Below are 20,746 nucleotides of genomic sequence, written 5' to 3'. Positions count from 1 at the left end.
TATAGGGAAAAAACCACCGTCTGGAAATGCCGCGCCGCCAGCCGCGAAACGGGCAGGCTTTTCCGGAACTGCGCGCCGTGAGGGCACAGCGGGCTACCCGTCCTCTCCGCCGAAACGACCCCGGGATGCGGCAGCCGATCCAATCTTGCGACCACGACGCGCGATTCCTTTCGATGACCGGGAATGTTTCGCCTGCCGAATGCCTCGCGAGGAGAACAACGCCACCGTCCCGGGGCCGCCCGCGACACGCCTGTCGCTATTTTTGCGCAGGGGTCGACAGCGCCGCCGCGGCGCACGACGTTCCCCTGCAATGACGAACGAAATCCGGACCGCGATCATGACGCAGCACATCCAGGCCCAGCATTTGCCCCGCGCCGAGACCGGCATCGCTCGCGCCTGGCGACTGGTGGCGTCGTTCTTCTCCATCGCCGCCCGCAGCCTGCCCGCCGCCGGCGTCTGATCGTTTCCTCCATCGGTACCCACTGAGCTGCCACGACCGCACCGCGGCAGGCGACGGCGCGCGACCTTTTGGCCGCCGGTCCCCGCTTGCACGCCCTCCGGGACGATGTTAGCCAAGTTGTACGATGACCCTACAAGATAAGCCCAGGCCGCCGCGCAAGAGCGCCGTTTCGGAGCCGCCTGCGCTGCTGCGGCCACTCGATCCGGTGCGCCGGCGCACCGAGGAAGTGGTCGAGCGCATCAAGGCCCAGATCACCGAGGGCCAGCTGCCGGCTGGCGCCCGGCTGCCGACCGAGCAAGCCATGATGGCGGCGATGGGCGTTAGCCGTACCGTGGTGCGCGAGGCGATCTCGGCGCTGCGCGCCCGCGGACTGGTCATGACGCGGCAGGGCGCCGGCGCCTTCGTCAACGCCGATCCGAACCGGCAACCCTATGCCATCGATCCGGACGGGCTTGGGTCGCTGGCCAGCGTGATCGAAATTCTCGAACTGCGCACCGCGGTCGAAATCGAAGCCGCGGCCTTCGCCAGCGAGCGCGCCACCGCCACACAGCTCAAGGCCATCGCCAAAGCGGCTTCGACCTTCAGCCGCGCCATTGCCAACGGCGATCGCGCCGTGAAGGAGGATTTCGATTTCCATCTGGCCATCGCCATCGCCACACAGAATGCGCGCTTCGTTGGCTTTCTGGAATTCCTGGGCGGGTTGATCATCCCGCGCCAGAGCATCCGCACCTTCGAGGGCAACGCCGACCTGCAGAAGCGCTATCTGGAAAGCGTCGAGCGTGAGCACCAGCTGATCGTCGATGCCATTATCGCCCGCGAACCGCGCAAGGCCCGCGACGCCATGCGCAAGCATCTGCTGAACGGCAAGGAGCGCTATCGCCAGTTGGCGGTGGGGGCAGGCTAGCCCTACCTGAACCCGAACGCGTGCGGCAGCGCCATCGAGAACCACGGCACGTAGGTCACCAGCATCAGGACCGCGAACATCACCCAGTAGAACGGCCAGATGCCGCGCATCACCTCGTCGACGGAGACCTTGCCGATCGCACAGCCGACGAACAACGTGGTACCGACCGGCGGCGTCAAGAGGCCAATGCCGAGATTAAGAAGCATCACGATGCCGAAATGCACGGGGTCGATACCGAAACTCTTCACCACCGGTAGCAGGATCGGCGTGCAGATCAACAGCAACGGCGCGAGATCCAGCGCGGTCCCGAGGACCAGCAGCATGATGTTGATCCACATCAGCAGCACGTATTTGTTCGACGAGATCGCGACGAAGAATTCGGTCATCTTCAGCGGCATCTGCATCAAGGCGGCGATGTAGCCGAAGCAGGATGCGGTCGCCACCAGCGTCAGCACCATCGCCACCGTCTGCAGCGTGCGATAGGTCAGCATCGGCAGCTCCGACCATTTGTAGTCGCGGTAGATGAACATGGTGACGAAGAACGCCCAGACGCAGGCCACCGCACCGGCCTCGATCGGCGTGAACACGCCGGTGAGGATGCCACCGAGTACGATCACCAAAGTCACGATGCCCCAGGTGGCGTCACCGAGCATCTTCAGCGCCTGCTTCATCGGCACCGGCTCGCCCTTCGGATGACCGTCGCGATAGGCGATATAGAGGCACAACAGCATGATCGCGAAGCCGAGCAGCAGGCCAGGCACGATGCCGGCCAGAAACAGGCTGGTGATCGAGACCACGCCGCCGGTCGCCAGCGAATAGATCACCGCGTTGTGGCTCGGTGGCACCAGGATCGCCTGCACCGAGGCGGAGATCGTGACGTTGGTGGCGAACACCCGCGGATAGCCCTTCGCCGCCATCTGCGGGATCATCACCGAGCCGATCGCCGAGGTATCCGCTACCGAGGAGCCGGAAATGCCTGACATGATGGTGGTGGCGAGAATGTTGACCTGGGAGAGCCCGCCCCGGATTCGCGTGAAGCCGACCACCACCGCGGCGAAGTCCACCAGCCGCCGCGCCATGCCGCCCTCGGCCATGATCGCGCCGGCCAGCACGAAGAACGGCACCGTCAGCATCGACACCTTGCCGACACCGCTGGAGAGCTGCTGCATTACCGCGGCCACCGGCAGGTCAATCCACAAGGCGCCGACCAGCGCCGACAGCGCCAGCGCAAAGGCGATCGGCATACCGATGGCGAAGAACAGGCACATGCTGAGCAGGAGAAGGGCGATGTCCATATCGGTGTTTTCTTTGCTTTTGCGGAAGGACTAATCGAGCAGAACGTGGGCGTCGCTGCCATCCTGTGGCGGCGGGCCGATGGTCAGGCGCTCGATCACGAACAGCAGCATCATGGCGCCCGCGGCCGGAATCGGCAGGTAGGTGATACCGACCGACAGAGCGGGGAATTCATCGACCGAGTTTCCCCAGGTCGCCAGCACCAGCTTCATGCCCCAGACCAGCATGAACAGCGCCATCGCGCCCATCAGCAATTCGCTGATGAAGGCCGCACCGACGCGCAGCCGCGGCGACAAAAGATTGGTCCCGACCGTCATGTTCATGTGAATGCGCTGGCGATAGCAGTTCGCGGCGCCAATAAAGGTCACGGCGACGGTGAGCAGCACCGCCAGCGGCTCCGGCCACGACGCCGCGCTGTTGAGGATATAGCGGGTGTAGACAGCCCACGGGATGATCGCCGAGATCAGCACCAGCGCGATACACGACGTCACCGCCCCGGTCCAGTACAGCGCATCCATCGCGCGACGGAAGGCATGGGCAGCACCGGGGCCATCTGCTGCGGGATGATGGCCGGAAGCAATCTGCTGTTTTGTAAGCACGTCGGACATGGGCCCCCGGCAATGATGATGTAAGAAATTCCGTGACGCTGTCGTTCCGGGTCTGCACTTCAGACGGCGAAGCCGAATGGAGTGCAGACCCGGAACCCCGAGCTGTTTTGAGCATCTCTGGATTCCGGGTTCGCGCGCAGCTAAAGCTACGCGCGCCCCGGAATGACAGAGCTAGCTCACCGCCGAAATGCGCTTGGTCATCTCGGCGTATTTGGCGCCGTACTTGTCCCACACCGGCTTCACCGCGTCGCGGAACGGTTGTTTGTCGACAGACGTGACGACGTCGGTGCCGACTTCCTTCATCTTGTCGAGCGCCGTCTTCTCGGCGGCGTACCACAACACGCGCTGCTCGGCCTGCGCCTCGCGGCCGAACTTCTTGACCAGCGCCTGGTCATCCTTGGAGAGCTTGTCCCAGGACGCTTTCGAGAACACCAGGAGTTCGGGGATGATCAGGTGCTCGGTCATCGAGAAGTATTTCGCGACCTGGAAATGGTTCTGCGCCACGAAGGTCGGCAGGTTGTTCTCAGCGCCGTCCACCACGCCGGTCTGCATCGCGTTGTAGACCTGGTCGAAGCCCATCGCGACGCCGTTGCCGCCGAGCGCATTCATGGTGTCGATGAACAGCGGATTGCCGATCATCCGGATCTTCAGGCCCTTGAGGTCGGCGATGGTCTTGATCGGCCGCTTGCTGTTGTAGATATTACGCGAGCCGGCGTTCATCCAGCCCAGCGCCACCAGCCCCGTCTTCTCATTGGCCGTGATCTTGTTGAGAAGTTCGTTGCCGATCTCGCCGTCGAGCACCGCTTCCATGTGCTTGGCGTCGCGGAATACGAACGGCATGTTGAAGACGTTGACGTCATCGACCACCGGGCCGACCGCGCCGACCGAGATGCGCGCGATCTGCAGCGCACCGACCTGCGCCTGCTCGATCGCTTCCTTCTCGCCGCCGAGCTGCATGGAGGGAAACATCTGGACCGTGAGCCGGCCGTTGGTGGCGGCGTCCAGCTTCTTGCCCATCTGGATGACAGATTCCACCGTGGGATAGCCCAGCGGGTGAACGTCGGAGGCTTTCAGAACCATCTTGGTTTGGGCGAGCGCCGGGGTCAGGCGACCGAGGCCGCTGGCGCCGACAGCAAGCGCGGCGAGGCCGCCGGTGACGACATCTCTTCTTCTCATGGACGAAATCCTCCCTGTGAATTTCCCGATTCCAGCACTTTGGCCGGTTTTTTTATTCGCCCCGTTCGGGGTCGATGTTGTGGGCAGTGTAGGAGCGCCCAGTCGCGTCGTCCATCGGCTTCGACGCGCAACCGCGTCATAAAGTTGTACGATGACCCGACATCTAGCATCGGGCCGCCGCACGGGCAAGCAGCGACGATACAACCTTCGCAGAACTAAAGTCGCGCGTGCGGTGCGGTGGGATAGGATGAAGCTAGGCGACTTCGGCAGCGCGCGCGGCCGACACCACGTTCCACCATGCCTCCAGCGAGGCCCGATCGCAATTCAGCCGAGTGGCCATGCCGCCGGAGAAGGCATCCCAGTCCGCCAGTCGTGCGGCCGGAACGGCGATGAGCACGGGAATGTCGGCACTCAGCGCGCGCTCGATCAGATAGGACAGCCCCTTGCCGTCGCGCTCCTGCCGGCCGAAGCGGTTGATGATGACGAGGTCGGCGCCGCCGTCGATCGCGTCAGCCACTTGCGTGCCCGCCGCGAGCAATTGCCCGAGATCGAGCTTGCAGCCGGTCGCGCCGGGGCCGAGGTCCTGAAACAGGCGCAGCGTATCGCCGCTATGCACCAGCAGCGCCGAGAGCTGCGGCGGATCTGCGAGGGGATGGCCGAGTTGCACCAGCCCGACGGCACGCAGGCCGCTTCCATTCAGATCGGCCGCAAAGCCGCGCAGCAGCGCATCGGGATCGTGGCTGTCGTCGTAGACCAGCGCGGCGAGATGGGGGGCATCGGACATCCGGCGAGCATGCTGTGGCGGCGTGAAAAAATCAAATCAGGGTTGGCGCTGGCCGCATTCCGGGCAGCGATACCCGCCCTTGGTGACGCGGTGCAGGCCGCGGCACACCCACCGGCGCGCGATCGCATGGATCGGCCGCCGCGCCAGCTGGTAGATGAAGTACATATCGAGCATCAGAGCGGTCCTGTCGTCCCGGCATAGATGGGGCGGCGTCCAAAGAAGAGAACGCCGCCCCGGTCGCATCAGCCATGCAGTTTTTTCGCGGTCTCGGCGATCACCCTGCCTTGATAACGGGCGCCGGCGAGTTCGTTTTCGCTGGGCTGGCGGCTGCCGTCGCCGGCGGAGATTGTGGTCGCGCCGTAGGGCGAACCGCCGGTGACTTCGTCAAGCTTCATCTGGCCGCCGAAGCCATAGTTAAGGCCGACGATGGTCATGCCGAAATGCAGCAGGTTAGTGATGATCGAGAACAACGTGGTCTCCTGACCGCCATGCTGTGTCGCGGTCGAGGTGAAGGCGCCGCCGACTTTGCCGTGCAGCGCGCCCTTGGCCCACAGGCCACCCGCCTGGTCGAGGAAGTTGGCCATTTGCGAAGTCATGCGGCCGAAGCGCGTGCCGGTGCCGACGATGATGGCGTCGTAGTTGACGAGGTCACCGACAGTGGCGATCGGGGCGGCCTGGTCCATCTTGTAGTACGAGGCCTTGGCGACATCGGCGGGCACCAATTCCGGCACGCGCTTGATATCGACGGTCGCGCCGGCCTCGCGCGCGCCTTCGGCTACGGCATTGGCCATTGTCTCGATGTGGCCATAGGCGGAGTAATAAAGGACGAGAACTTTGGTCATGGTGATCTCCTGTGAGGAAAAAGAAGGTTCAATGAAAGTGTTAGTGTTCGTCATTGCGATAAGCGAAGCGACGCGACAATCTAGAGACGGCAAGCGCCTGAAGAGCTGGATTGCATCGTCGCAAGGGCCCCTCGCAATGACGGAGAGTCTCAGGCCGCGTCGACCAGCACCAGTTCGGAGTCTTCCAGCGCGGTGATGGTGACGCTGGCCTCGTTGTGGATCGCGACACCGTCGCGGGTGTTGACGCGGATGCCGTTGATCTCGACCGCACCGGCGGCCGGCACCAGGTAGCCGTTACGCGCCGCGGCCAGCGGATAGGGCACGCTCTCGCCGGCTTTCAACGACGTCGCCATCACCCTTGCATCGGCGCGGATCGGCAACGCCTCGGTATCCCCGGCAAAGCCACTGGCGATGGTGACGAAGCCGCCGGAGCGATCCGCCTTCGGAAACGGCTTGGCGCCCCAGCACGGCTGACCGCCATCGACCTTAGGCTCCAGCCAGATCTGAAAGATCTTGGTCGTCGAAGGTTCCAGATTGTACTCGGAATGCCGGATACCGGAGCCCGCGCTCATCACCTGAACGTCGCCTGCCTCGGTGCGCCCCTTGTTGCCAAGGCTGTCCTGATGGGTAATCGCCCCCTCGCGGACATAGGTGATGATTTCCATATTGGCGTGCGGATGCGCTGGAAAACCGGTGTTGGGCTGGATCTCGTCGTCGTTCCAGACCACCAGATTGCCGATGCCGGAATTTTCGGGGTCGCGGTAGCTGCCGAACGAGAAGTGATGCTTTGCCTTGAGCCAGCCGTGGTCGGCGGCGCCAAGTTCATTGAAGGGGCGAAGCTTGATCATGACGATTTCTCCGGGGGGTGAAGCGTTGGGGTCTAGATAGACCTGCCCGGATGACGCATAAATAGAAATGATTGAAACTCATCATTGAGGAATTTGATGTCTAAACTTCCCGATTTCGAGGCGCTGGCGATCTTCGCCAAGGTGGTCGAGTTGCGCTCCTTCGCGGCAACGGCCACCGAACTGGGACTGTCTACCGCCACCGTCTCCAAGGCCGTCAGCCGGCTCGAGGAGCGGCTCGGGGCCCGGCTGTTCAACCGCACCTCGCGGCGGATAGCGCTCACCGACGCCGGCCGAACGCTGGCGGTACGCGCCGTGCAATTGCTGGCGGACGGTGAACTGGCGGAGAGCGAGGCGCTGGCACAATCCGCGACGCCGCGCGGGCTGGTGCGCCTCGCAGTGCCGATGACCTACGGCACCAAAACGCTGGCGCCGCTGCTGCCGGAATTTCTGGCGGCCTATCCCGAAGTCTCGATCGACCTCAGCCTGAGCGACGCCACCGTCGATCTGATCGGCGAAGGTTTTGACGCCGCCATCCGCATCGCCACCCTGCCCGACTCGTCCCTGATCGCGCGGCGGCTGTGCGGCATGCCGCGTTATATCGTGGCGTCGCCGGCGTATTTTGCCAGGCATGGCCGGCCGACGCATCCGATGCATCTCGCGGAGCACGCGTGCCTCGGCTACACCTACCTCTCCACGCCCGGCGTCTGGCACTTCAGCAATGCCGCCGGCGAAACGGCCAGCATCCGCCCCGCCGGCCCGCTGCGCGTCAACAATGGCGAAGCGCTGCTGCCGGCGCTGCTGGCGGGCCTGGGCATTGCCGACCTGCCGGAGTTCATCTGCGGCGCAGCGCTAGCCTCCGGCGAGCTCGAAGCCGCGCTGCAAGACTGGTCGCAATCGCAGAGCGGCGTGTATCTCGTGACGCCGCCGGGTGGCCCGAGGCCGGCGCGGGTCGAAGTGCTGCTGGAATATCTGGCCAAGAAACTGGGGCGCGCAGCGAGTCTGTAGTCTGCAACCCGGATGTCGCTGTGGTCATCCGGCCTACGCCACATCAACAGCGCAAAATCTCTGCGCTGTACAGAACGACGACACTTTCGTTGTTCGTCAGCCTGCATCTTCAGTCAGCCATTTCATTGACTGGCGCGGCTTCGCGCGTAGCTTTGATGCACCCTGTCGCATCCGAGAAATCATCATGAACAAGCGCCTTTCCGCCACGCTCATTGCCGCTGCCCTCAGCGCGACGCTCACTACCTTTGCCTTTGCCGCCGATCCCGTGACGCTGCGGATCGGTGACCAGAAGGGCGGCAACCGTTCGCTGCTGGAGGCCGCGGGACTGGCGAAAGACCTGCCCTACAAGATCGTGTGGTCGGAATTTCCCGCCGCGGCGCCGATCCTCGAAGCGCTCAACGCCGGCGCACTGGATGTCGGCCACACCGGCGATCTCGCCTTCCTCTCGATCTATGCCGTGGGCGCGCCGATCAAGGCGATCGGCGGCGTTCGCGCCAACCCCGACACGCAAGCAATCCTGGTGCGCAACGATTCCCCGATCAAAACCGCAGCCGACCTCAAGGGCAAGCGCCTCGCCGGCACCCGCGGCGGCTGGGGCCAGTTCCTGATCGACGCCACGCTTGAGAAGGCCGGCTACAAGATCACCGACGCCACCTTCGCGCCGCTCGGTCCGGTCGATGCCAAGATCGCATTGGTCGCCGGCTCGATCGACGGCTGGGCGGTGTGGGAGCCCTACGTCTCCTTTGCCGTACTCAAGGACAATGCCCGCGTCATTGCCGATGGCGCCGGGCTGACGCCGACGCTGACCTTCATCATCGCCTCCGAACAGGCCATCGCCACCAAGCGCGAAGCCGTCGCCGATTTCCTGCAGCGCCTCAACAAGGCCCGCACCTGGTCGCGCGAGCATGTCGAGGAATACGCAAAGAACACGGCCGAACTGACCAAACTGCCGGAAGACGTGCTGGTGCGCGCCTACAAGGCGCAAGATACGAGGCCGATCGCGATCGATGACGGCGTGATCAAGGAGTTCCAGGAAGCCTCGGACCGCGCGACGCGTTACGGAATTTTGTCGAAGCCCGTCGATGTCAGCAAGGCAGTGGACCGCAGCTTCACGCAAGGCGCGTCGGTGTCGAACTAGGCGTCACTGGCTCGCTCTCCGGACGCCGCACGTAAGCGGCCGAAGCGAAAACCCGCAACGAGTCGTCCCCACGAAATCGGGGGCGACCAAGAGAGAGGCCTACTTCGTCGTCGCTACCGGCGTGCCGTCCTTCGGCAGGATTTCCACCGTCGCCGTGCGGCCGGCGACCAGCAACACGCCGGGCGGCAATGTATCGAGGGCGATGCGGACCGGAACGCGCTGGGCGAGGCGAACCCAACTGAAGGTCGGGGTCACATTGGCGAGCAGGTTGCTGCCTTCGGCCCGATCGCGGTCCTCGATGCCGGCGGCAATGCTTTCGACGCGGCCGGTAAGCCTGGCGGAATCGCCCATCAGGTGAATGTGGACCGTGTCGCCGACATGGATGCGCGACAGCTTCGTCTCCTCGAAATAGCCATCGACATGCAGGCTGTCGCTATCGACCAGCGCCAGCACGCCCTTGCCTGCGCTGACATAAGTGCCGGGCCGCAGGTCCATGTTGGAGATGCTGCCATTGACCGGGGCGTGGACTTCGCTGCGGTCGAGGTTGAGCTGCGCGATCGCTTGCTCGACGACGCCCTGATCGTAGGACGCCTTGGCCTGCAACTGCGTCGCCACCACCTGTTCCTGCTTCTGCTGTGAGACGACATTGGCCGTCAGTTCGCGGTAGCGCTTCAGGTCGGCGTCGGCCTGCTCCAGCACCGCCTGGCGGCCTGCGACCACCGCCTCAGCCTGCTGCAGGGCCAGCGCGAAGCGCGCGCGGTCGATACGGAAGATGATGTCGCCGCGCTTTACCTTCTGATTGTCCTTCACCAGTATCTCGGTGACGAAGCCCGACACGTCCGGCGCCACTGTGACGACGTCGGCGCGGACGCGGCCATCGCGCGTCCAGGGCGCGTCCATGTAGTAGACCCAGAGATAACGGGCGACGGCGAGCGCTGCGACCACCATCAGCGCGGTGACCGCGAAACGACGGACGAATCCAACTGTGTTTTTCATGACGGTAATCCCGACGAAAGATAGACCACGCAGCCGAGCAGGCAGACGTAAAGGGCAAGATCGAACAGCGCACGGTGCCAGACGTATCTATAGAACCCGATGCGCGCCAGCAGTGGCCGTAGCACCGCCCCAATCAGGTAGGTGATGATCAGCCAAAACAGCAGCGTCGGCACCAGAATTCCGAACAGATCCACTTGAAATTTCATGCCGCCGCGCTCCCCGTCTGCTGCACGATGTCCGGCCGGTAGGGCGGCGCGTCAGGAAACAGCCCGCGGCGAATTCCGACGAGACCTATCAGCGCATCGCCGCGAACGGCGTCGTCGCTCTCCGTCATCGCTTTGGCGAGCGCATAGTCGATCCGCTGCAGCAGCGCCGGCAGCATTTCGCTTCGGTCACGCCGGCGAAAATCGGCGGCGAGTTCGTCGAGCATCGCATCGATCGCCTCCAGCGTGGCGGGCGTGAGGTTGTGCCGGGCACGGCGGAGGTCGACGATGTTGAGGCCGACGCGCAATTCTCCGAGACTGTCGAACTTGCCGAGTTCGCTGTTCGGCATTGCGGCCAGCCGCGGCGCCAGCAGGCCAATGCGATTCAGCATCATGCCGGCGAAGGCGGCGCGGTTTCGGTTGCCACGGCTCTCGGCGGCCCACGCCAGCGCGGTCCAGCCCTTGCGCATCAGGCGCCGCACACTCCATTCGGCGCCGACCGAGCGCGCCAGCAGGATGGTGAGCGCGGAAATCTCGACGCCGACGAAGAAGGCGATACCGGCATTGGCGAAGAAGGCGAAATCGGCACTGTAAGTCGCCTGGATCGCCATCAGGCTCGCGGTATTGGCCGCCAGCGCCATACCGATGAAGAACGTCGGCGGCCGCGCGATCAGGACGCCGAACAGCAGGAAAGTCGGCGCCAGCACGGCAATCAGCATTTCGATGTTGGATATCCCCGGCAGGATCGCAAACAGATACAGCGCGACGACGACCATCGATACGACCCCCCATTTGCCGAAGTCACGCAGGCCAACCGCAGGATCGTCCATCGTCGCGAAAAACGAGCAGCCCACCGCGGCCATCATCGGCGCCGACGAACCGTCGACCCAGCCGGTCATGATCCAGAAGGCGCAACACAGCACGATCGCAAGCGTGGCGCCGCCAGCAGACCACAGCGCCATGCCGTGATCGATATGGCGCATCGGCGCGGCGCCTGCCTCGGGATGGAAAAGGAGTTTGGCGCCGGGCGGGCGTCCGCCTTCGGCGATCGCCTGGCTCAGCACGCGGCAGTCCTGCGAAATGTCCAGCAGATCGCGCAGCCGCATCAGCAGGCTGGCGGTCATGATCTCGTCCCATGACGAACCGCCGTGCATCGTCGGCAGTTGCGCCGAGATCGCGGCCCGCAAGGCGTCCGCCGGCTCGCGCTCCATTCCGCCTTCGATCCAGCGCGCGACATCGTCGACCAGTGCCGTCAGCCGCGGCTGTGTGGTCCGCACATCGTCGCCCAGAGCCTCGATGCGGTCGGCGATCGAGGACAACAGCGGCAGCAGCATCAACATGCGCAGCCGCAGCGCGCGCAGCCAGCGCGGCGTATCGCGGCTGACGCTGTGGTCATAAACCATATGGTCCGACAGCGTATCGATCTCGACAGCGTCGGCGGCGAGCCGCAGGCGCTGCGCGCGCGTCCCCGGGTCGGCGCCGTTGCCGGCCAACACCTGCCCGCTGAGACGGCGCGCGCTGGCGAGCCAGCTATCGACCCGTGCCGACACCGCCGGCCCGACGCTGCGCGGCAGCACGACGGTGGAGACAACGCTCGCACAGACGATGCCAAGAATGATCTCCTCGCTGCGCGCCACCGCGAGGTCGAAGATCGCCGCCGGCTCCGATACTGCAGGAAAACCGATCAACGCAGCGGTATAGCCGGCCAGCATGAACATGTAGCTGCGCGGGGTGCGATCGAGCAGCGAGACATAGAGGCAAAGCCCGACCCAAAGCGCGAGCCCGAGGCTGAGCAACTCCGGCGCGTTGACGAGGTTGGGCACCAGCACGACTGTGGCGCACGCGCCGATCAACGTGCCGGTGACGCGGAAAAATGCTTTGGAACGCGTCGCGCCGGCCAGAGGCTGAGAGGCGATATATACCGTCGCCAGCGCCCAATACGGCCGCGGCAAATCCATCGCCAAGGCGATCAGCAATGCCATCACCGCCGCAAAAAAGGTCTTCAGCGAAAAGATGATGTCAGCATGACGGACGAGAAACGGCGGACGGGCAGCGGTCATGAGCGTACTTCTGCCTCCCCGGCGGACTCAACGGAGCGGCTGGCGGAAAGTTCGATCCGGCGCAGCACATCGAAGGTGACGGCGAGTTCGTCGGGCGTGACGCCCTTCAGCAATTCGGCGCGGACACGGCGCATCACGCGCTTGATCTCATCGGCCTTGGCTTCGCCGAGCGGCGTCAGATGCAGTATCTTCGCGCGGCGGTCGGTCGGGTCTTCGTGACGTTCGACTAGCCCTTCGGCGGCGAGCAGGTCGATCAACCGTACCACCGAGGGACCCTCAAGGCCCATCTCGTCGGCGAGCACGCCCTGGCGCACACAGGTACCGCCGCGCGACAGGATCAGCAGCGGACGCGCGGTGGCCTCCGAGAGCCCGTGCGCCGACAGCGCCTGATCCGCGCGCCGCCGCCACACCCGTGACAGCCGCGCGACGAGAAGACCGAGTTCGGACTGAATCTGGGATTGAGCTGGCGCCATGCCGAATTAGATAGGACGCTACCGATTAGGTGGCAATCGATATCGGCGGATGGCGGGGTCACGGTGTGGTGAGGGCTGGCAGGTAGTAAAGGGACAACATTGGATACGTGCAACAACGTGAGCCACGCTGTTGTTCATCCGGGACACCAGCGAAGATGTGTCGAACTCAATCCTTGGAGCGGCGCAGTTCCATCGCACCGTCGGAAGTCGCGTCCGGCCTGGCAGGGGTCGCCTTAACCGATCCGGTCGAAATCGATTCGATCTTTCCAATCTCGACCCGCGGCGTGGCGACGCGGGTCACGACTTCGGTGGCGGGGGCGCCGGCGTCTGCCGTGCGCGAGGGTTCCGGGGCGCGCAACGAGCGCGGCCGTGCAATGGCACGCGCCATCAGCATCTGACCGCCCTGGTGGCGGAAGTCGCAATAGGCGAAGCCCATGCCGGAGACGGCGCCGCGGAAGCTGCGCTCGTCATTCTTCACGAGGTTGAAACAGGGCTCGAACGGCAAGCCCTTGATGGAAGCGCAGATCGCCTGCCCTTTCACCTGCAGCGTATTGCCGGGCAGCCGCATGTTGCGTGACGGCCCGGAACCGGAGAACTGCACCGCGCCCGCTGCGCCGCCGTCATCGAAAATGCGTCCGGCACCGCGGGTACCGTCGAAGCAGCTGAAGGCGAACACCTTGCCGGCGACGAACTTGCGAGCTTCTTCCGCCGTCATCGAGCCGGCCATCGCCGGCATCGCGACCGATGCGGCGAACACGGCTCCCAATACAATACGCACAACCATAGGATACTCCGACCAACTGAGCGCGGATGACCGCCTGACGCCTTTACCCGCTGCTTACCATACCAACCGTGGCAACATTGGAGCATGGATGTTGGTAAAGTCTGAACATCGTCAGGAAATCTTTACCACGATTCGACCGCGGACCTGACCGGCGAGCACCCGGGCGCCCGCCTCGATAACCTCGTCCAGACCGATTTCCTGAGTGATTTCAGCAAGCTTCGCGTGATCCAGATCGCTCGCGAGCCGCGCCCAAGCCTGTTTTCGCAGCTCGATCGGGCACATCACGCTATCGATACCGAGAAGACACACGCCGCGCAAAATGAACGGTGCGACCGAGGAAGGCAGGTCCATGCCGGCGGCGAGACCACAAGCGGCGATAGCGCCGCGGTATTTGGTCATCGACAGCAGATTCGCCAGCGTGGTCGATCCGACGCTGTCGATACCGCCCGCCCAGCGCTCCTTGGCCAGCGGCTTGGCCGCTCCAGACAGTTCGGCGCGGTCAATGATCTCCGCAGCACCCAGACCCTTGAGGTAACCTTCTTCGGAGGTACGGCCGGTCGAGGCGATGACGTGGTAGCCGAGCTTCGACAGCACTGCGATGGCCACCGAGCCGACGCCGCCGGCCGCGCCCGTCACCACTACCGGGCCGTCGGCGGGCTTCAATCCGTGCTTCTCCAGTGCCAGCACCGAGAGCATCGCGGTGTAACCGGCGGTGCCGATCGCCATCGCGTCGCGCGTGGTCATGCCGTCGGGCAGCCGCACCAGCCAGTCGCCCTTGACGCGCGCCTTCTCGGCATAGGCGCCGAGGTGGGTCTCACCCATGCCCCAGCCGTTGCAGATCACTTTGTCACCGGGCTTCCAGTCTGGATGGCTTGAGGTTTCCACGGTGCCGGCGAGGTCAATGCCGGCGATCATCGGAAACCGCCGCACCACAGGCGCCTTGCCGGTGACGGCGAGGCCGTCCTTGTAGTTTACCGTCGACCATTCGACGCGCACCGTGACGTCGCCCTCCATCAGTTCGCTCTCGTCGAACTGCGTCAGCGCCACCAAAGTGGCCTTGTCGATCCGGATTGCCTTGAACATGCCCAACGCGCCGCTCCCTGAATTTTATCGGTGATTGCTTGGCCGCAATATGCCGCGCCGGGGCGGTAAACGCCACAGCGCGCGGCGGGACATCGCGCATGGCTGGCCAGCCGTTGCGCCATGATGCGCCCCGGCAGGCGTTCGCCGCGTTACGGCTTCAGTTCGGCCAGTTTGGCGGAGATTTCCGCGGTCTGCGCGGCGGTGCCCCAGCTCGGCGCGTCGCTGCCGTCGCCCCAGTTTCGCGGACGATAGAAGGTGTGCACGCCGGTGCGGTACATCTTCTTCATTTCGTGCACCCAGGACGGATGCACCCAATAGGCATGGTAGTGCGTCGACTTCGCCACTTCGGGCAGCCACAGCCGGCCATCGAGCGTCGCCTTGGCGATCTTGCGAGCGCGCTCCCACATGTCGGGCTCCTTGACCACGTCGGGAATTCCGTCGCACGCGAAGGTGAACTGACAGGCCAGGCGACGATGCTTGTTCTGGTAGACCACGCCGCAGACGGTAGTCGGATAGAAGCCGGAGAACACGCGGTTCATCACCACCTGCGCGACCGCCATCTGGCCGCGTACCGCTTCACCGCGCGCCTCGAAATAAACCGCTTCCGTCAGGCATTTTTCCTGCTTGGCGCGGCCCTTGTCCTCGGACAGGCCGAGCCGTTCGGCCGGCGTCTTGACGTGGGTGACAGCGTTGACCTCGCCCTTGCCGGCGATGCTTTCGCCGCCCTTGGCCGGATCGACCCTGACAGACGGCGCGATTGTCGCCTTCATGTCGGGATCGCGCGTGGTCGGCGCCGGCATCACAATCATCGGCTCTTCGCCAGGCTGCCAGCTTTCCATGGTCTCGACAGCGGCACCCAGTGACGAACTGCCAAAGAAAAGACTGGCGGTCTTGACCGAGAAACCATCCTTCGGGGGCGCGGGTTCCACGGCGATGACAGCTGTGTCGGACACCGTCTTCGGATCGGCGAGCGGCTGGGTTTCCAGCGACAGCGATGCATCATACTGCCGCAGCGGCGGTGCCTGCAGCGCCTCGGCCAGTTCCGGATCGAGCGGCGTGGTGTCCACTGGCATCGCCTCGACGGTCTTGGAGCCGCGCACCGAAGCGTTGTTGTCGAGCGAGTTATTGTTTTCGAGCTGGTCGGGCATCGCCGGGTTCGGCGTATGCAGCGCCAGACGATCGCCCTTGAGCGAGCGATCGACCCGCGGGAAATCGGAGGCCTCAAAGCGGCGCGGCGCTTCGATGAGAGGATTGCGGGTCAGCGCGCCGGTGATGTCATTGCCGGAGGTCTCAAAGCTGGCGAGCTGGAACGTGGGACTGCGCGAACCGATTCCGACCGGGCGACCGAACGAATAGGTCGCGACCTGGATCGAACTCACGGCAGAGGCGACCACGCGCTTTTGCCAGCGCTCAGTGACGCCCGGCTGGCGGGCCAGCAACGAAGCGATATCCTGATAGCCAACCTCTGTCGGGATCACTGCGAAGAAGCAGAGACCGCCGAAGAACGCGAACTGCGCGCCCTTCGGCCGGTTACGCACTACTGACATGATACGCCTACGCAACGCTTACACACACATTTGACCGTCCTGCACAATCGCTGCATTTCGATCTATTTCGTTGGTACTGAATTAAAGTTGCCGCAGAGTTAATCGCGATGCCGCGACGACACAGGCAAGCGGCGTGTGCGTTCCCGCAAAGCCTATTACCGCGCGTGGTAAACCGCGCCTCCACGAAAGTGGTAAACATCGCGTCAACGAAAATGGGCGTGCAAAAATTGTTCGCGCAGCTGCGACGACGCTAGAACAACGAGCCCTGTCCGCCATCATCCGGCACCGCGGCAACTGCCTTGCGCGCGACGGTTTTCTTCGCCGGCTTCAACGCCTCCGCCGCCGCAATCTGTTCGGCGGAGATCGGCAGGATCAACTGCGCATCATCGTTGCCTGCCTTGTTGACCGCGCTCGAAACCGGATGCCACGAGAATGCGCCGTCGCCCGGCGCGCACAGCATCGTCATCACATCCGAGGCGTTATCGGCGCTGCAATCCAGCCACTGCGCGAAATCTTCCGGCGCGATGGTGACCGGCACGCGGTGATGCAGTACCGACATGCCGGTGCTCGCCGCTGCGGTGATGATCGCGACGGTGTCGAGCTCCTCGCCGTTCGGTCCCACCCAGGTTTCCGACAGGCCCGCAAAGCCGATCGGCCCGCCGCCCCGCGGATGAATGAAATAAGGCTGCTTGCCTCCGTCGGAATTCTGCCATTCGTAATAGCCGTCGGCAGGAATGAGGCAACGGCGACGCCTGATCGCGTTCCTGAATGCCGGCTTTTCCTGCACGGTCTCGGCGCGTGCATTGATCAGCAACGTGAACTGGCGCGGGTCCTTTACCCAGGATGGCAGCAGGCCCCAACGCATCAACCGGAAATGCCGCGCGCCATTTTCAACGATGACGACGGGGACAGGCTGCGTCGGTGCAACATTGTACCGAGCCAGAAAATTTGGCTGTTCAATATAGGCAAATACCTGCCGCAGCGCCTCCGGCGCTGATGTTATGACGAAACGTCCGCACATATGCGTCCTGCATGTAATGTCTTCAGGCGTTTTTAACCCAGAATGCCGACAGTGCGAAACATGACCATGACGGCCCTGCAACCGGCAGAGTACGATCGCGATGAGCCGGGAAGTGCTGAAGCATTGCCGTCTGCGTCCGTGGCGGAGCTATTGGCGGCCAACATCAATCCGCGCACCGGGCTGGCCACCGATTACCTGAACCACTTCAACGAAGCCATCATGCTGCTCGAGCTGATCCCGGACATGCCGGACTGCTTCGAACTGTTCCTGGAATGGCAGCCGCTGTCGTACGCCGAGCACTTCATCAAATCCAATTTTCGGGCGCGCGACCTGGCGATCGCCTCGTATGAGTCCGCGAATCACATCCTGCGCTCCGAATTCGACGCCGTGGTCGCGACCATGACCTCGATCCTCACCGCGGTCGGCGAGGCGATGCGCTCGGTGCATCAGGACAAGACCCGCGCCACGCTGGCCGAACAGGCCGCGAACTGGGTCAAGCCGCTGGTCGGCGTCGCCGGCGGCATCATCAACGGCCGCGATCAGGAGTCGAACGTCGATGACATCATGTCGTATGCTGCGCCATGATCTCAGACGCCCCGATTCGCCCGCAACTCGCCGTCAGCGCCTCGATCTTTCGTGACGGCAAGGTCCTGCTGATTCAGCGCGCCCATCCGCCCGCCAAGGGCTCGTGGTCGGTGCCCGGCGGCCGCGTCGAATTCGGCGAGTCGCTGCATGTCGCGCTGGCGCGAGAGGTGATGGAGGAGACCGGGCTCCAGATCGAAATCCTCGGCATGGCCGGCTGGCGCGAGGTGCTGCCGGCGGCGTCCGGGGCCAAGCATTTCGTGGTGATGTCGTTCGCGGCACGCTGGGTCGCCGGGGAACCGGTGCTGAACGACGAATGTGATGACTTTGCGTGGCTGCCGCCAGACGCGCTGGGGCCGCGCCAGCTGACGCCCGGCCTGCAGGAAATCATCGATGCGGCCAAGGCGCTGGCCGGCGCCTGAGAGCGTTCGCCTTGCTTCGACCGCGCCGAAAAGGCATATCAGCCGGGTTCCTGGATCGATCCATGCCCAAGCATCTATTCGCCGCCGTGATGATCGTCGCAACCCTCGGGCTCGGCTCTGCCCGGGCGCAGGACGCGGCTGCGCCATTCGACGGCGACCTGGCGCGGCTCTCCGAGATTCTTGGCACGCTGCACTACCTGCGCGGCATCTGCGGCAACAATGAAGGCGCCAAATGGCGCAACGAAATGCAGGCGCTGGTCGATGCAGAGACGCCCTCCGGCGAGCGCCGCGCCCGCATGATCGCCAGCTTCAACCGCGGCTATAACGGCTTCCAGCAGACCTACCGCACCTGCACCCCCGCCGCCGGCATCGCCATCCGCCGCTATATCGAGGAAGGTGCGAAAATCTCGCGGGATCTCACCGCAAGGTATGCGAACTAGCCGCCTCACGACCGCGAAGCGACGCGGACCATCCATCGCAAAAACATAAAAGGGAGTGAACATGGCGCTACAATTCTCGACGGTGACCCGGAAGGGTCCGATCACCATCGTCACGCTGTCCCGGCCGGAAGTGTACAACGCGCTGCACACCGATGCGCATAATGAGCTGCACGATGTATTCAACGAATTCGCCGCCGATCCCGAGCAGTGGGTAGCGATCGTCACCGGCGCCGGCGACAAGGCGTTCTGCGCCGGCAACGATTTGAAATGGCAGGCGGCGGGGGGAAAACGCGGCTGGGACAAAGGCGGCTTCGCGGGGCTGACCTCGCGCTTCGATTGCGACAAGCCGATCATTGCCGCGGTCAACGGCGTCGCCATGGGCGGCGGGTTCGAGATTGCACTGGCTTGCGACCTGATCATCGCCTCGGAGAATGCGAGGTTCGCGCTGCCGGAACCGCACGTCGGCCTCGCCGCGCTCGCCGGTGGCCTGCAGCGATTGCCGCGCCAGATCGGGCTGAAACGCGCGATGGGCATGATCCTGACCGCGCGTCACGTCAGCGCGCGCGAGGGCCATGAGCTTGGCTTCGTCAACGAGGTGGTGCCGGCGGGCGAGGCATTGGCGGCCGCCGAGCGCTGGGCCGGGACCATCTGCAAGAATTCGCCGATGTCGATCCGCGCCTCCAAGCAGGCGATCCAGATGGGCATGGCGGTGTCGCTGGAACAGGCGATCACCGAGCAGCGCGAATATCCGGCCGTGAAGGCAATGGCGGCGTCGCAAGATTACATCGAGGGCCCAAAGGCGTTTTCGGAAAAGCGCCCGCCGAAATGGGCGGGGCGGTAGTTTCGCGAGTCCCGGGCGCGATGCGGCATTCTTCATGCCGCTTCGCAGAACCGGGACCCCGGTTTCTTCGAGTCGCAAGCAACCGGGACCCCGGCTCTGCAGCGCACCGCTTCGCGAAGAGCTACGCCATAGCGCGTCGAAGACGCGCGTAAACGCGCTTATGGCGCTGCGTCCGGGGAACGCAAGCTACTTCCTCTCCAATTCCCTTCGATACGCCGCATAGTTCGGCTGATCGACCGCGAGCTTATCCATTGTGGTCTGCCACAGATGCTCGACAAGTCCGGACGTTTGCAGATCGGCCTCGCCACTGGCGATTTTGCCAGCCAGCACACGGTTCAGTCCTTCCAGCGAGCCCTGCCGGCCGAGCAGCTGCGATAACCGCTCGACTTCGGCGGCATCGCTACCGCTCTCCAGCATCAGCTGACGTGTCACGAGGTCGAGCGCGTTGATGGCAACCCGCAGCTTGAACGCGTTATGCCCGCCGATCGTGGGCGCGATGTCGTTCCGCAAAAAATCCGCAACCGCCTTGATCAGTTCCGATGGTGTCGGCTCGTCCTGCATGTCATCCTCGCGGTGCAAGAAGTCTGAGTAAGTCGATTTCAGTCTCCGACGACCGCCGGCCGATCATCGCGCGTTCCATCGAGTGGTCGGGACTGAGGCGAAAGCGCTGCATCATGCCGCAGCACATGATTCCCCAGCGTAACGTGCCCATCACCTCCCAGAAGTTTACCCGCGCTGGGTCAACGCGTCCGCCGGCCGCTTCATAGCCCGCGAACAGCTCCTCGCGCGTGCCAAAACCGCCGACCGGTCGATCGATCTCGCCAAAACGCCAGGAGTTGACGCAGATCCAGCCCAGATCCTCCATCGGATCGCCGGTATGCGCGAGTTCCCAGTCCAGCACCGCGCGCACCCCGTCGGGGCCGATGATGAGGTTGCCGTGGCGAAAATCGCCATGCACCAGCGTCACCTCGGCGGAGGGACCTGGATCGTGATTGCGCAGCCAGCGCAGCGCCAGTTCGAACACCGGCCGCGGCCAGTCGAAGCTGCGATACTCCTGCTCGAGCTGGACGATTTCGGCAGCAGGGGTCATGCGGCGAAGTTCGGGCCATTCAGGCTGCGCTATTCCGTGGATCGCTGCGAGAATACCGCCACATTGGCGCGCCAGCCTCGGCCGTACTTTAACGAATTTCTGGTCGCGCAAGATCTTGCGCGGGATGGTTTCACCCTCGACGCGCT

At 64.1% G+C, this 20,746-nt stretch carries 25 protein-coding genes; 8 read left to right on the top strand and 17 right to left on the bottom strand.

All coding sequences use genetic code 11. The features are described 5' to 3' along the window. Positions 1–310 precede the first annotated feature (310 nt). On the top strand, positions 311–460 hold the full coding sequence (locus JWQ24_RS02665) for a hypothetical protein (RefSeq protein ID WP_299804008.1): 150 nt from the start codon (positions 311–313) through the stop codon (positions 458–460). Positions 461–584: 124 nt separating this feature from the next. Further along, a complete protein-coding gene (locus JWQ24_RS02660) occupies positions 585–1,364 on the top strand; it encodes a FadR/GntR family transcriptional regulator (RefSeq protein ID WP_299804005.1) in 780 nt (259 codons plus the stop codon). Positions 1,365–1,366: 2 nt separating this feature from the next. Here JWQ24_RS02660 and JWQ24_RS02655 read toward each other — a convergent pair whose 3' ends face one another. The 7 genes from JWQ24_RS02655 to JWQ24_RS02625 form a co-directional block, all read right to left on the bottom strand. Further along, positions 1,367–2,659: a TRAP transporter large permease gene (locus JWQ24_RS02655; RefSeq protein WP_299804003.1), complete on the bottom strand. Its 1,293-nt coding sequence runs from the start codon at positions 2,657–2,659 to the stop codon at positions 1,367–1,369. 30 nt (positions 2,660–2,689) lie between these two features. Continuing rightward, positions 2,690–3,265 carry a TRAP transporter small permease gene (locus tag JWQ24_RS02650; protein ID WP_299804001.1) on the bottom strand — a complete coding sequence of 192 codons (576 nt, stop codon included), beginning with the start codon at positions 3,263–3,265 and terminating at the stop codon, positions 2,690–2,692. A 171-nt stretch (positions 3,266–3,436) separates the two neighbouring features. Then, positions 3,437–4,441, bottom strand: coding sequence for a TRAP transporter substrate-binding protein (locus tag JWQ24_RS02645; protein WP_299803999.1), 1,005 nt, complete (start codon positions 4,439–4,441; stop codon positions 3,437–3,439). A gap of 253 nt (positions 4,442–4,694) precedes the next feature. Then, complete coding sequence (locus tag JWQ24_RS02640; protein ID WP_299803996.1) at positions 4,695–5,225, bottom strand: DUF2478 domain-containing protein; 531 nt, start codon at positions 5,223–5,225, stop codon at positions 4,695–4,697. Positions 5,226–5,261: 36 nt separating this feature from the next. After that, positions 5,262–5,399 (bottom strand): hypothetical protein, encoded by a 138-nt coding sequence (locus JWQ24_RS02635; protein ID WP_299803993.1) that lies wholly within the window; start codon positions 5,397–5,399, stop codon positions 5,262–5,264. Positions 5,400–5,467: 68 nt separating this feature from the next. Beyond that, entirely contained in the window at positions 5,468–6,067 is a 600-nt protein-coding gene (gene wrbA / locus JWQ24_RS02630; RefSeq protein ID WP_299803990.1) for an NAD(P)H:quinone oxidoreductase, read from the bottom strand. A 149-nt stretch (positions 6,068–6,216) separates the two neighbouring features. Beyond that, positions 6,217–6,915: a pirin family protein gene (locus JWQ24_RS02625; RefSeq protein ID WP_299803988.1), complete on the bottom strand. Its 699-nt coding sequence runs from the start codon at positions 6,913–6,915 to the stop codon at positions 6,217–6,219. 96 nt (positions 6,916–7,011) lie between these two features. Between JWQ24_RS02625 and JWQ24_RS02620 the strand changes: the two genes are divergently transcribed. After that, positions 7,012–7,920, top strand: coding sequence for a LysR family transcriptional regulator (locus tag JWQ24_RS02620; RefSeq protein WP_299803985.1), 909 nt, complete (start codon positions 7,012–7,014; stop codon positions 7,918–7,920). A gap of 184 nt (positions 7,921–8,104) precedes the next feature. Beyond that, positions 8,105–9,058 carry an ABC transporter substrate-binding protein gene (locus tag JWQ24_RS02615; protein ID WP_299803982.1) on the top strand — a complete coding sequence of 318 codons (954 nt, stop codon included), beginning with the start codon at positions 8,105–8,107 and terminating at the stop codon, positions 9,056–9,058. Positions 9,059–9,157: 99 nt separating this feature from the next. On the opposite strand, the gene JWQ24_RS02610 is transcribed toward JWQ24_RS02615, so the two are convergent. From JWQ24_RS02610 to JWQ24_RS02575, 8 genes are all read right to left on the bottom strand, one after another. Further along, positions 9,158–10,054, bottom strand: coding sequence for an HlyD family secretion protein (locus JWQ24_RS02610; RefSeq protein WP_299803980.1), 897 nt, complete (start codon positions 10,052–10,054; stop codon positions 9,158–9,160). Then, the gene (locus JWQ24_RS02605; protein WP_299803977.1) at positions 10,051–10,260 is read right to left on the bottom strand and encodes a DUF1656 domain-containing protein; all 210 of its coding nucleotides are present in this window, start codon (positions 10,258–10,260) and stop codon (positions 10,051–10,053) included. Before JWQ24_RS02605 ends, JWQ24_RS02610 begins: the two co-directional genes overlap by 4 nt. Further along, the gene (locus JWQ24_RS02600; protein WP_299803975.1) at positions 10,257–12,317 is read right to left on the bottom strand and encodes an FUSC family protein; all 2,061 of its coding nucleotides are present in this window, start codon (positions 12,315–12,317) and stop codon (positions 10,257–10,259) included. The genes JWQ24_RS02605 and JWQ24_RS02600 overlap by 4 nt, the downstream gene beginning before the upstream one ends. Then, positions 12,314–12,790 (bottom strand): MarR family transcriptional regulator, encoded by a 477-nt coding sequence (locus JWQ24_RS02595; RefSeq protein WP_299803973.1) that lies wholly within the window; start codon positions 12,788–12,790, stop codon positions 12,314–12,316. Before JWQ24_RS02595 ends, JWQ24_RS02600 begins: the two co-directional genes overlap by 4 nt. Before the next feature lie 166 nt (positions 12,791–12,956). Then, on the bottom strand, positions 12,957–13,574 hold the full coding sequence (locus JWQ24_RS02590; protein WP_299803970.1) for a hypothetical protein: 618 nt from the start codon (positions 13,572–13,574) through the stop codon (positions 12,957–12,959). A 111-nt stretch (positions 13,575–13,685) separates the two neighbouring features. Further along, positions 13,686–14,663, bottom strand: coding sequence for an MDR family oxidoreductase (locus JWQ24_RS02585; protein ID WP_299803967.1), 978 nt, complete (start codon positions 14,661–14,663; stop codon positions 13,686–13,688). A 143-nt stretch (positions 14,664–14,806) separates the two neighbouring features. Next, positions 14,807–16,204 carry a cell wall hydrolase gene (locus JWQ24_RS02580; RefSeq protein WP_299803965.1) on the bottom strand — a complete coding sequence of 466 codons (1,398 nt, stop codon included), beginning with the start codon at positions 16,202–16,204 and terminating at the stop codon, positions 14,807–14,809. 250 nt (positions 16,205–16,454) lie between these two features. Further along, entirely contained in the window at positions 16,455–17,225 is a 771-nt protein-coding gene (locus tag JWQ24_RS02575; protein ID WP_299803962.1) for an SOS response-associated peptidase, read from the bottom strand. Between the two features lie 60 nt (positions 17,226–17,285). Between JWQ24_RS02575 and JWQ24_RS02570 the strand changes: the two genes are divergently transcribed. From JWQ24_RS02570 to JWQ24_RS02555, 4 genes are all read left to right on the top strand, one after another. Next, positions 17,286–17,810 (top strand): hypothetical protein, encoded by a 525-nt coding sequence (locus tag JWQ24_RS02570; protein ID WP_299803959.1) that lies wholly within the window; start codon positions 17,286–17,288, stop codon positions 17,808–17,810. Beyond that, positions 17,807–18,229 (top strand): NUDIX hydrolase, encoded by a 423-nt coding sequence (locus JWQ24_RS02565; protein ID WP_299803956.1) that lies wholly within the window; start codon positions 17,807–17,809, stop codon positions 18,227–18,229. Before JWQ24_RS02570 ends, JWQ24_RS02565 begins: the two co-directional genes overlap by 4 nt. Positions 18,230–18,291: 62 nt before the next feature. After that, positions 18,292–18,669 carry a TIGR02301 family protein gene (locus JWQ24_RS02560; RefSeq protein WP_299803953.1) on the top strand — a complete coding sequence of 126 codons (378 nt, stop codon included), beginning with the start codon at positions 18,292–18,294 and terminating at the stop codon, positions 18,667–18,669. A gap of 61 nt (positions 18,670–18,730) precedes the next feature. Then, positions 18,731–19,510, top strand: a complete 780-nt coding sequence (locus JWQ24_RS02555; protein WP_299803950.1) for an enoyl-CoA hydratase-related protein — start codon at positions 18,731–18,733, stop codon at positions 19,508–19,510. Positions 19,511–19,696: 186 nt separating this feature from the next. Here JWQ24_RS02555 and JWQ24_RS02550 read toward each other — a convergent pair whose 3' ends face one another. Further along, positions 19,697–20,071, bottom strand: a complete 375-nt coding sequence (locus JWQ24_RS02550; RefSeq protein WP_299803947.1) for a DUF6285 domain-containing protein — start codon at positions 20,069–20,071, stop codon at positions 19,697–19,699. 1 nt (position 20,072) lies between these two features. After that, positions 20,073–20,746 (bottom strand): phosphotransferase family protein (locus tag JWQ24_RS02545; RefSeq protein ID WP_299803944.1); only part of this gene is annotated, 674 nt, incomplete at its 5' end.

Origin of the sequence: Tardiphaga sp., assembly GCF_028290495.1 — a bacterium.
In the GTDB taxonomy this organism is placed as follows: Bacteria; Pseudomonadota; Alphaproteobacteria; order Rhizobiales; family Xanthobacteraceae; genus Tardiphaga.
The sequence above is the reverse complement of the archived record's forward strand: the minus strand, read 5'-3'. Positions and strand labels throughout refer to the sequence as shown.

Coding starts and splice junctions, on each gene's coding strand:
- JWQ24_RS02615 (WP_299803982.1), top strand. CDS start 8,105: ATGAACAAGCGCCTTTCCGCCACGCTCATTGCCGCTGCCCTCAGCGCG.
- JWQ24_RS02650 (WP_299804001.1), bottom strand. CDS start 3,265: ATGTCCGACGTGCTTACAAAACAGCAGATTGCTTCCGGCCATCATCCC.
- JWQ24_RS02665 (WP_299804008.1), top strand. CDS start 311: ATGACGAACGAAATCCGGACCGCGATCATGACGCAGCACATCCAGGCC.
- JWQ24_RS02555 (WP_299803950.1), top strand. CDS start 18,731: ATGGCGCTACAATTCTCGACGGTGACCCGGAAGGGTCCGATCACCATC.
- JWQ24_RS02600 (WP_299803975.1), bottom strand. CDS start 12,317: ATGACCGCTGCCCGTCCGCCGTTTCTCGTCCGTCATGCTGACATCATC.
- JWQ24_RS02655 (WP_299804003.1), bottom strand. CDS start 2,659: ATGGACATCGCCCTTCTCCTGCTCAGCATGTGCCTGTTCTTCGCCATC.
- JWQ24_RS02605 (WP_299803977.1), bottom strand. CDS start 10,260: ATGAAATTTCAAGTGGATCTGTTCGGAATTCTGGTGCCGACGCTGCTG.
- wrbA (WP_299803990.1), bottom strand. CDS start 6,067: ATGACCAAAGTTCTCGTCCTTTATTACTCCGCCTATGGCCACATCGAG.
- JWQ24_RS02610 (WP_299803980.1), bottom strand. CDS start 10,054: ATGAAAAACACAGTTGGATTCGTCCGTCGTTTCGCGGTCACCGCGCTG.
- JWQ24_RS02565 (WP_299803956.1), top strand. CDS start 17,807: ATGATCTCAGACGCCCCGATTCGCCCGCAACTCGCCGTCAGCGCCTCG.
- JWQ24_RS02625 (WP_299803988.1), bottom strand. CDS start 6,915: ATGATCAAGCTTCGCCCCTTCAATGAACTTGGCGCCGCCGACCACGGC.
- JWQ24_RS02645 (WP_299803999.1), bottom strand. CDS start 4,441: ATGAGAAGAAGAGATGTCGTCACCGGCGGCCTCGCCGCGCTTGCTGTC.
- JWQ24_RS02575 (WP_299803962.1), bottom strand. CDS start 17,225: ATGTGCGGACGTTTCGTCATAACATCAGCGCCGGAGGCGCTGCGGCAG.
- JWQ24_RS02620 (WP_299803985.1), top strand. CDS start 7,012: ATGTCTAAACTTCCCGATTTCGAGGCGCTGGCGATCTTCGCCAAGGTG.
- JWQ24_RS02640 (WP_299803996.1), bottom strand. CDS start 5,225: ATGTCCGATGCCCCCCATCTCGCCGCGCTGGTCTACGACGACAGCCAC.
- JWQ24_RS02595 (WP_299803973.1), bottom strand. CDS start 12,790: ATGGCGCCAGCTCAATCCCAGATTCAGTCCGAACTCGGTCTTCTCGTC.
- JWQ24_RS02590 (WP_299803970.1), bottom strand. CDS start 13,574: ATGGTTGTGCGTATTGTATTGGGAGCCGTGTTCGCCGCATCGGTCGCG.
- JWQ24_RS02550 (WP_299803947.1), bottom strand. CDS start 20,071: ATGCAGGACGAGCCGACACCATCGGAACTGATCAAGGCGGTTGCGGAT.
- JWQ24_RS02570 (WP_299803959.1), top strand. CDS start 17,286: ATGACCATGACGGCCCTGCAACCGGCAGAGTACGATCGCGATGAGCCG.
- JWQ24_RS02560 (WP_299803953.1), top strand. CDS start 18,292: ATGCCCAAGCATCTATTCGCCGCCGTGATGATCGTCGCAACCCTCGGG.
- JWQ24_RS02635 (WP_299803993.1), bottom strand. CDS start 5,399: ATGCTCGATATGTACTTCATCTACCAGCTGGCGCGGCGGCCGATCCAT.
- JWQ24_RS02580 (WP_299803965.1), bottom strand. CDS start 16,204: ATGTCAGTAGTGCGTAACCGGCCGAAGGGCGCGCAGTTCGCGTTCTTC.
- JWQ24_RS02660 (WP_299804005.1), top strand. CDS start 585: ATGACCCTACAAGATAAGCCCAGGCCGCCGCGCAAGAGCGCCGTTTCG.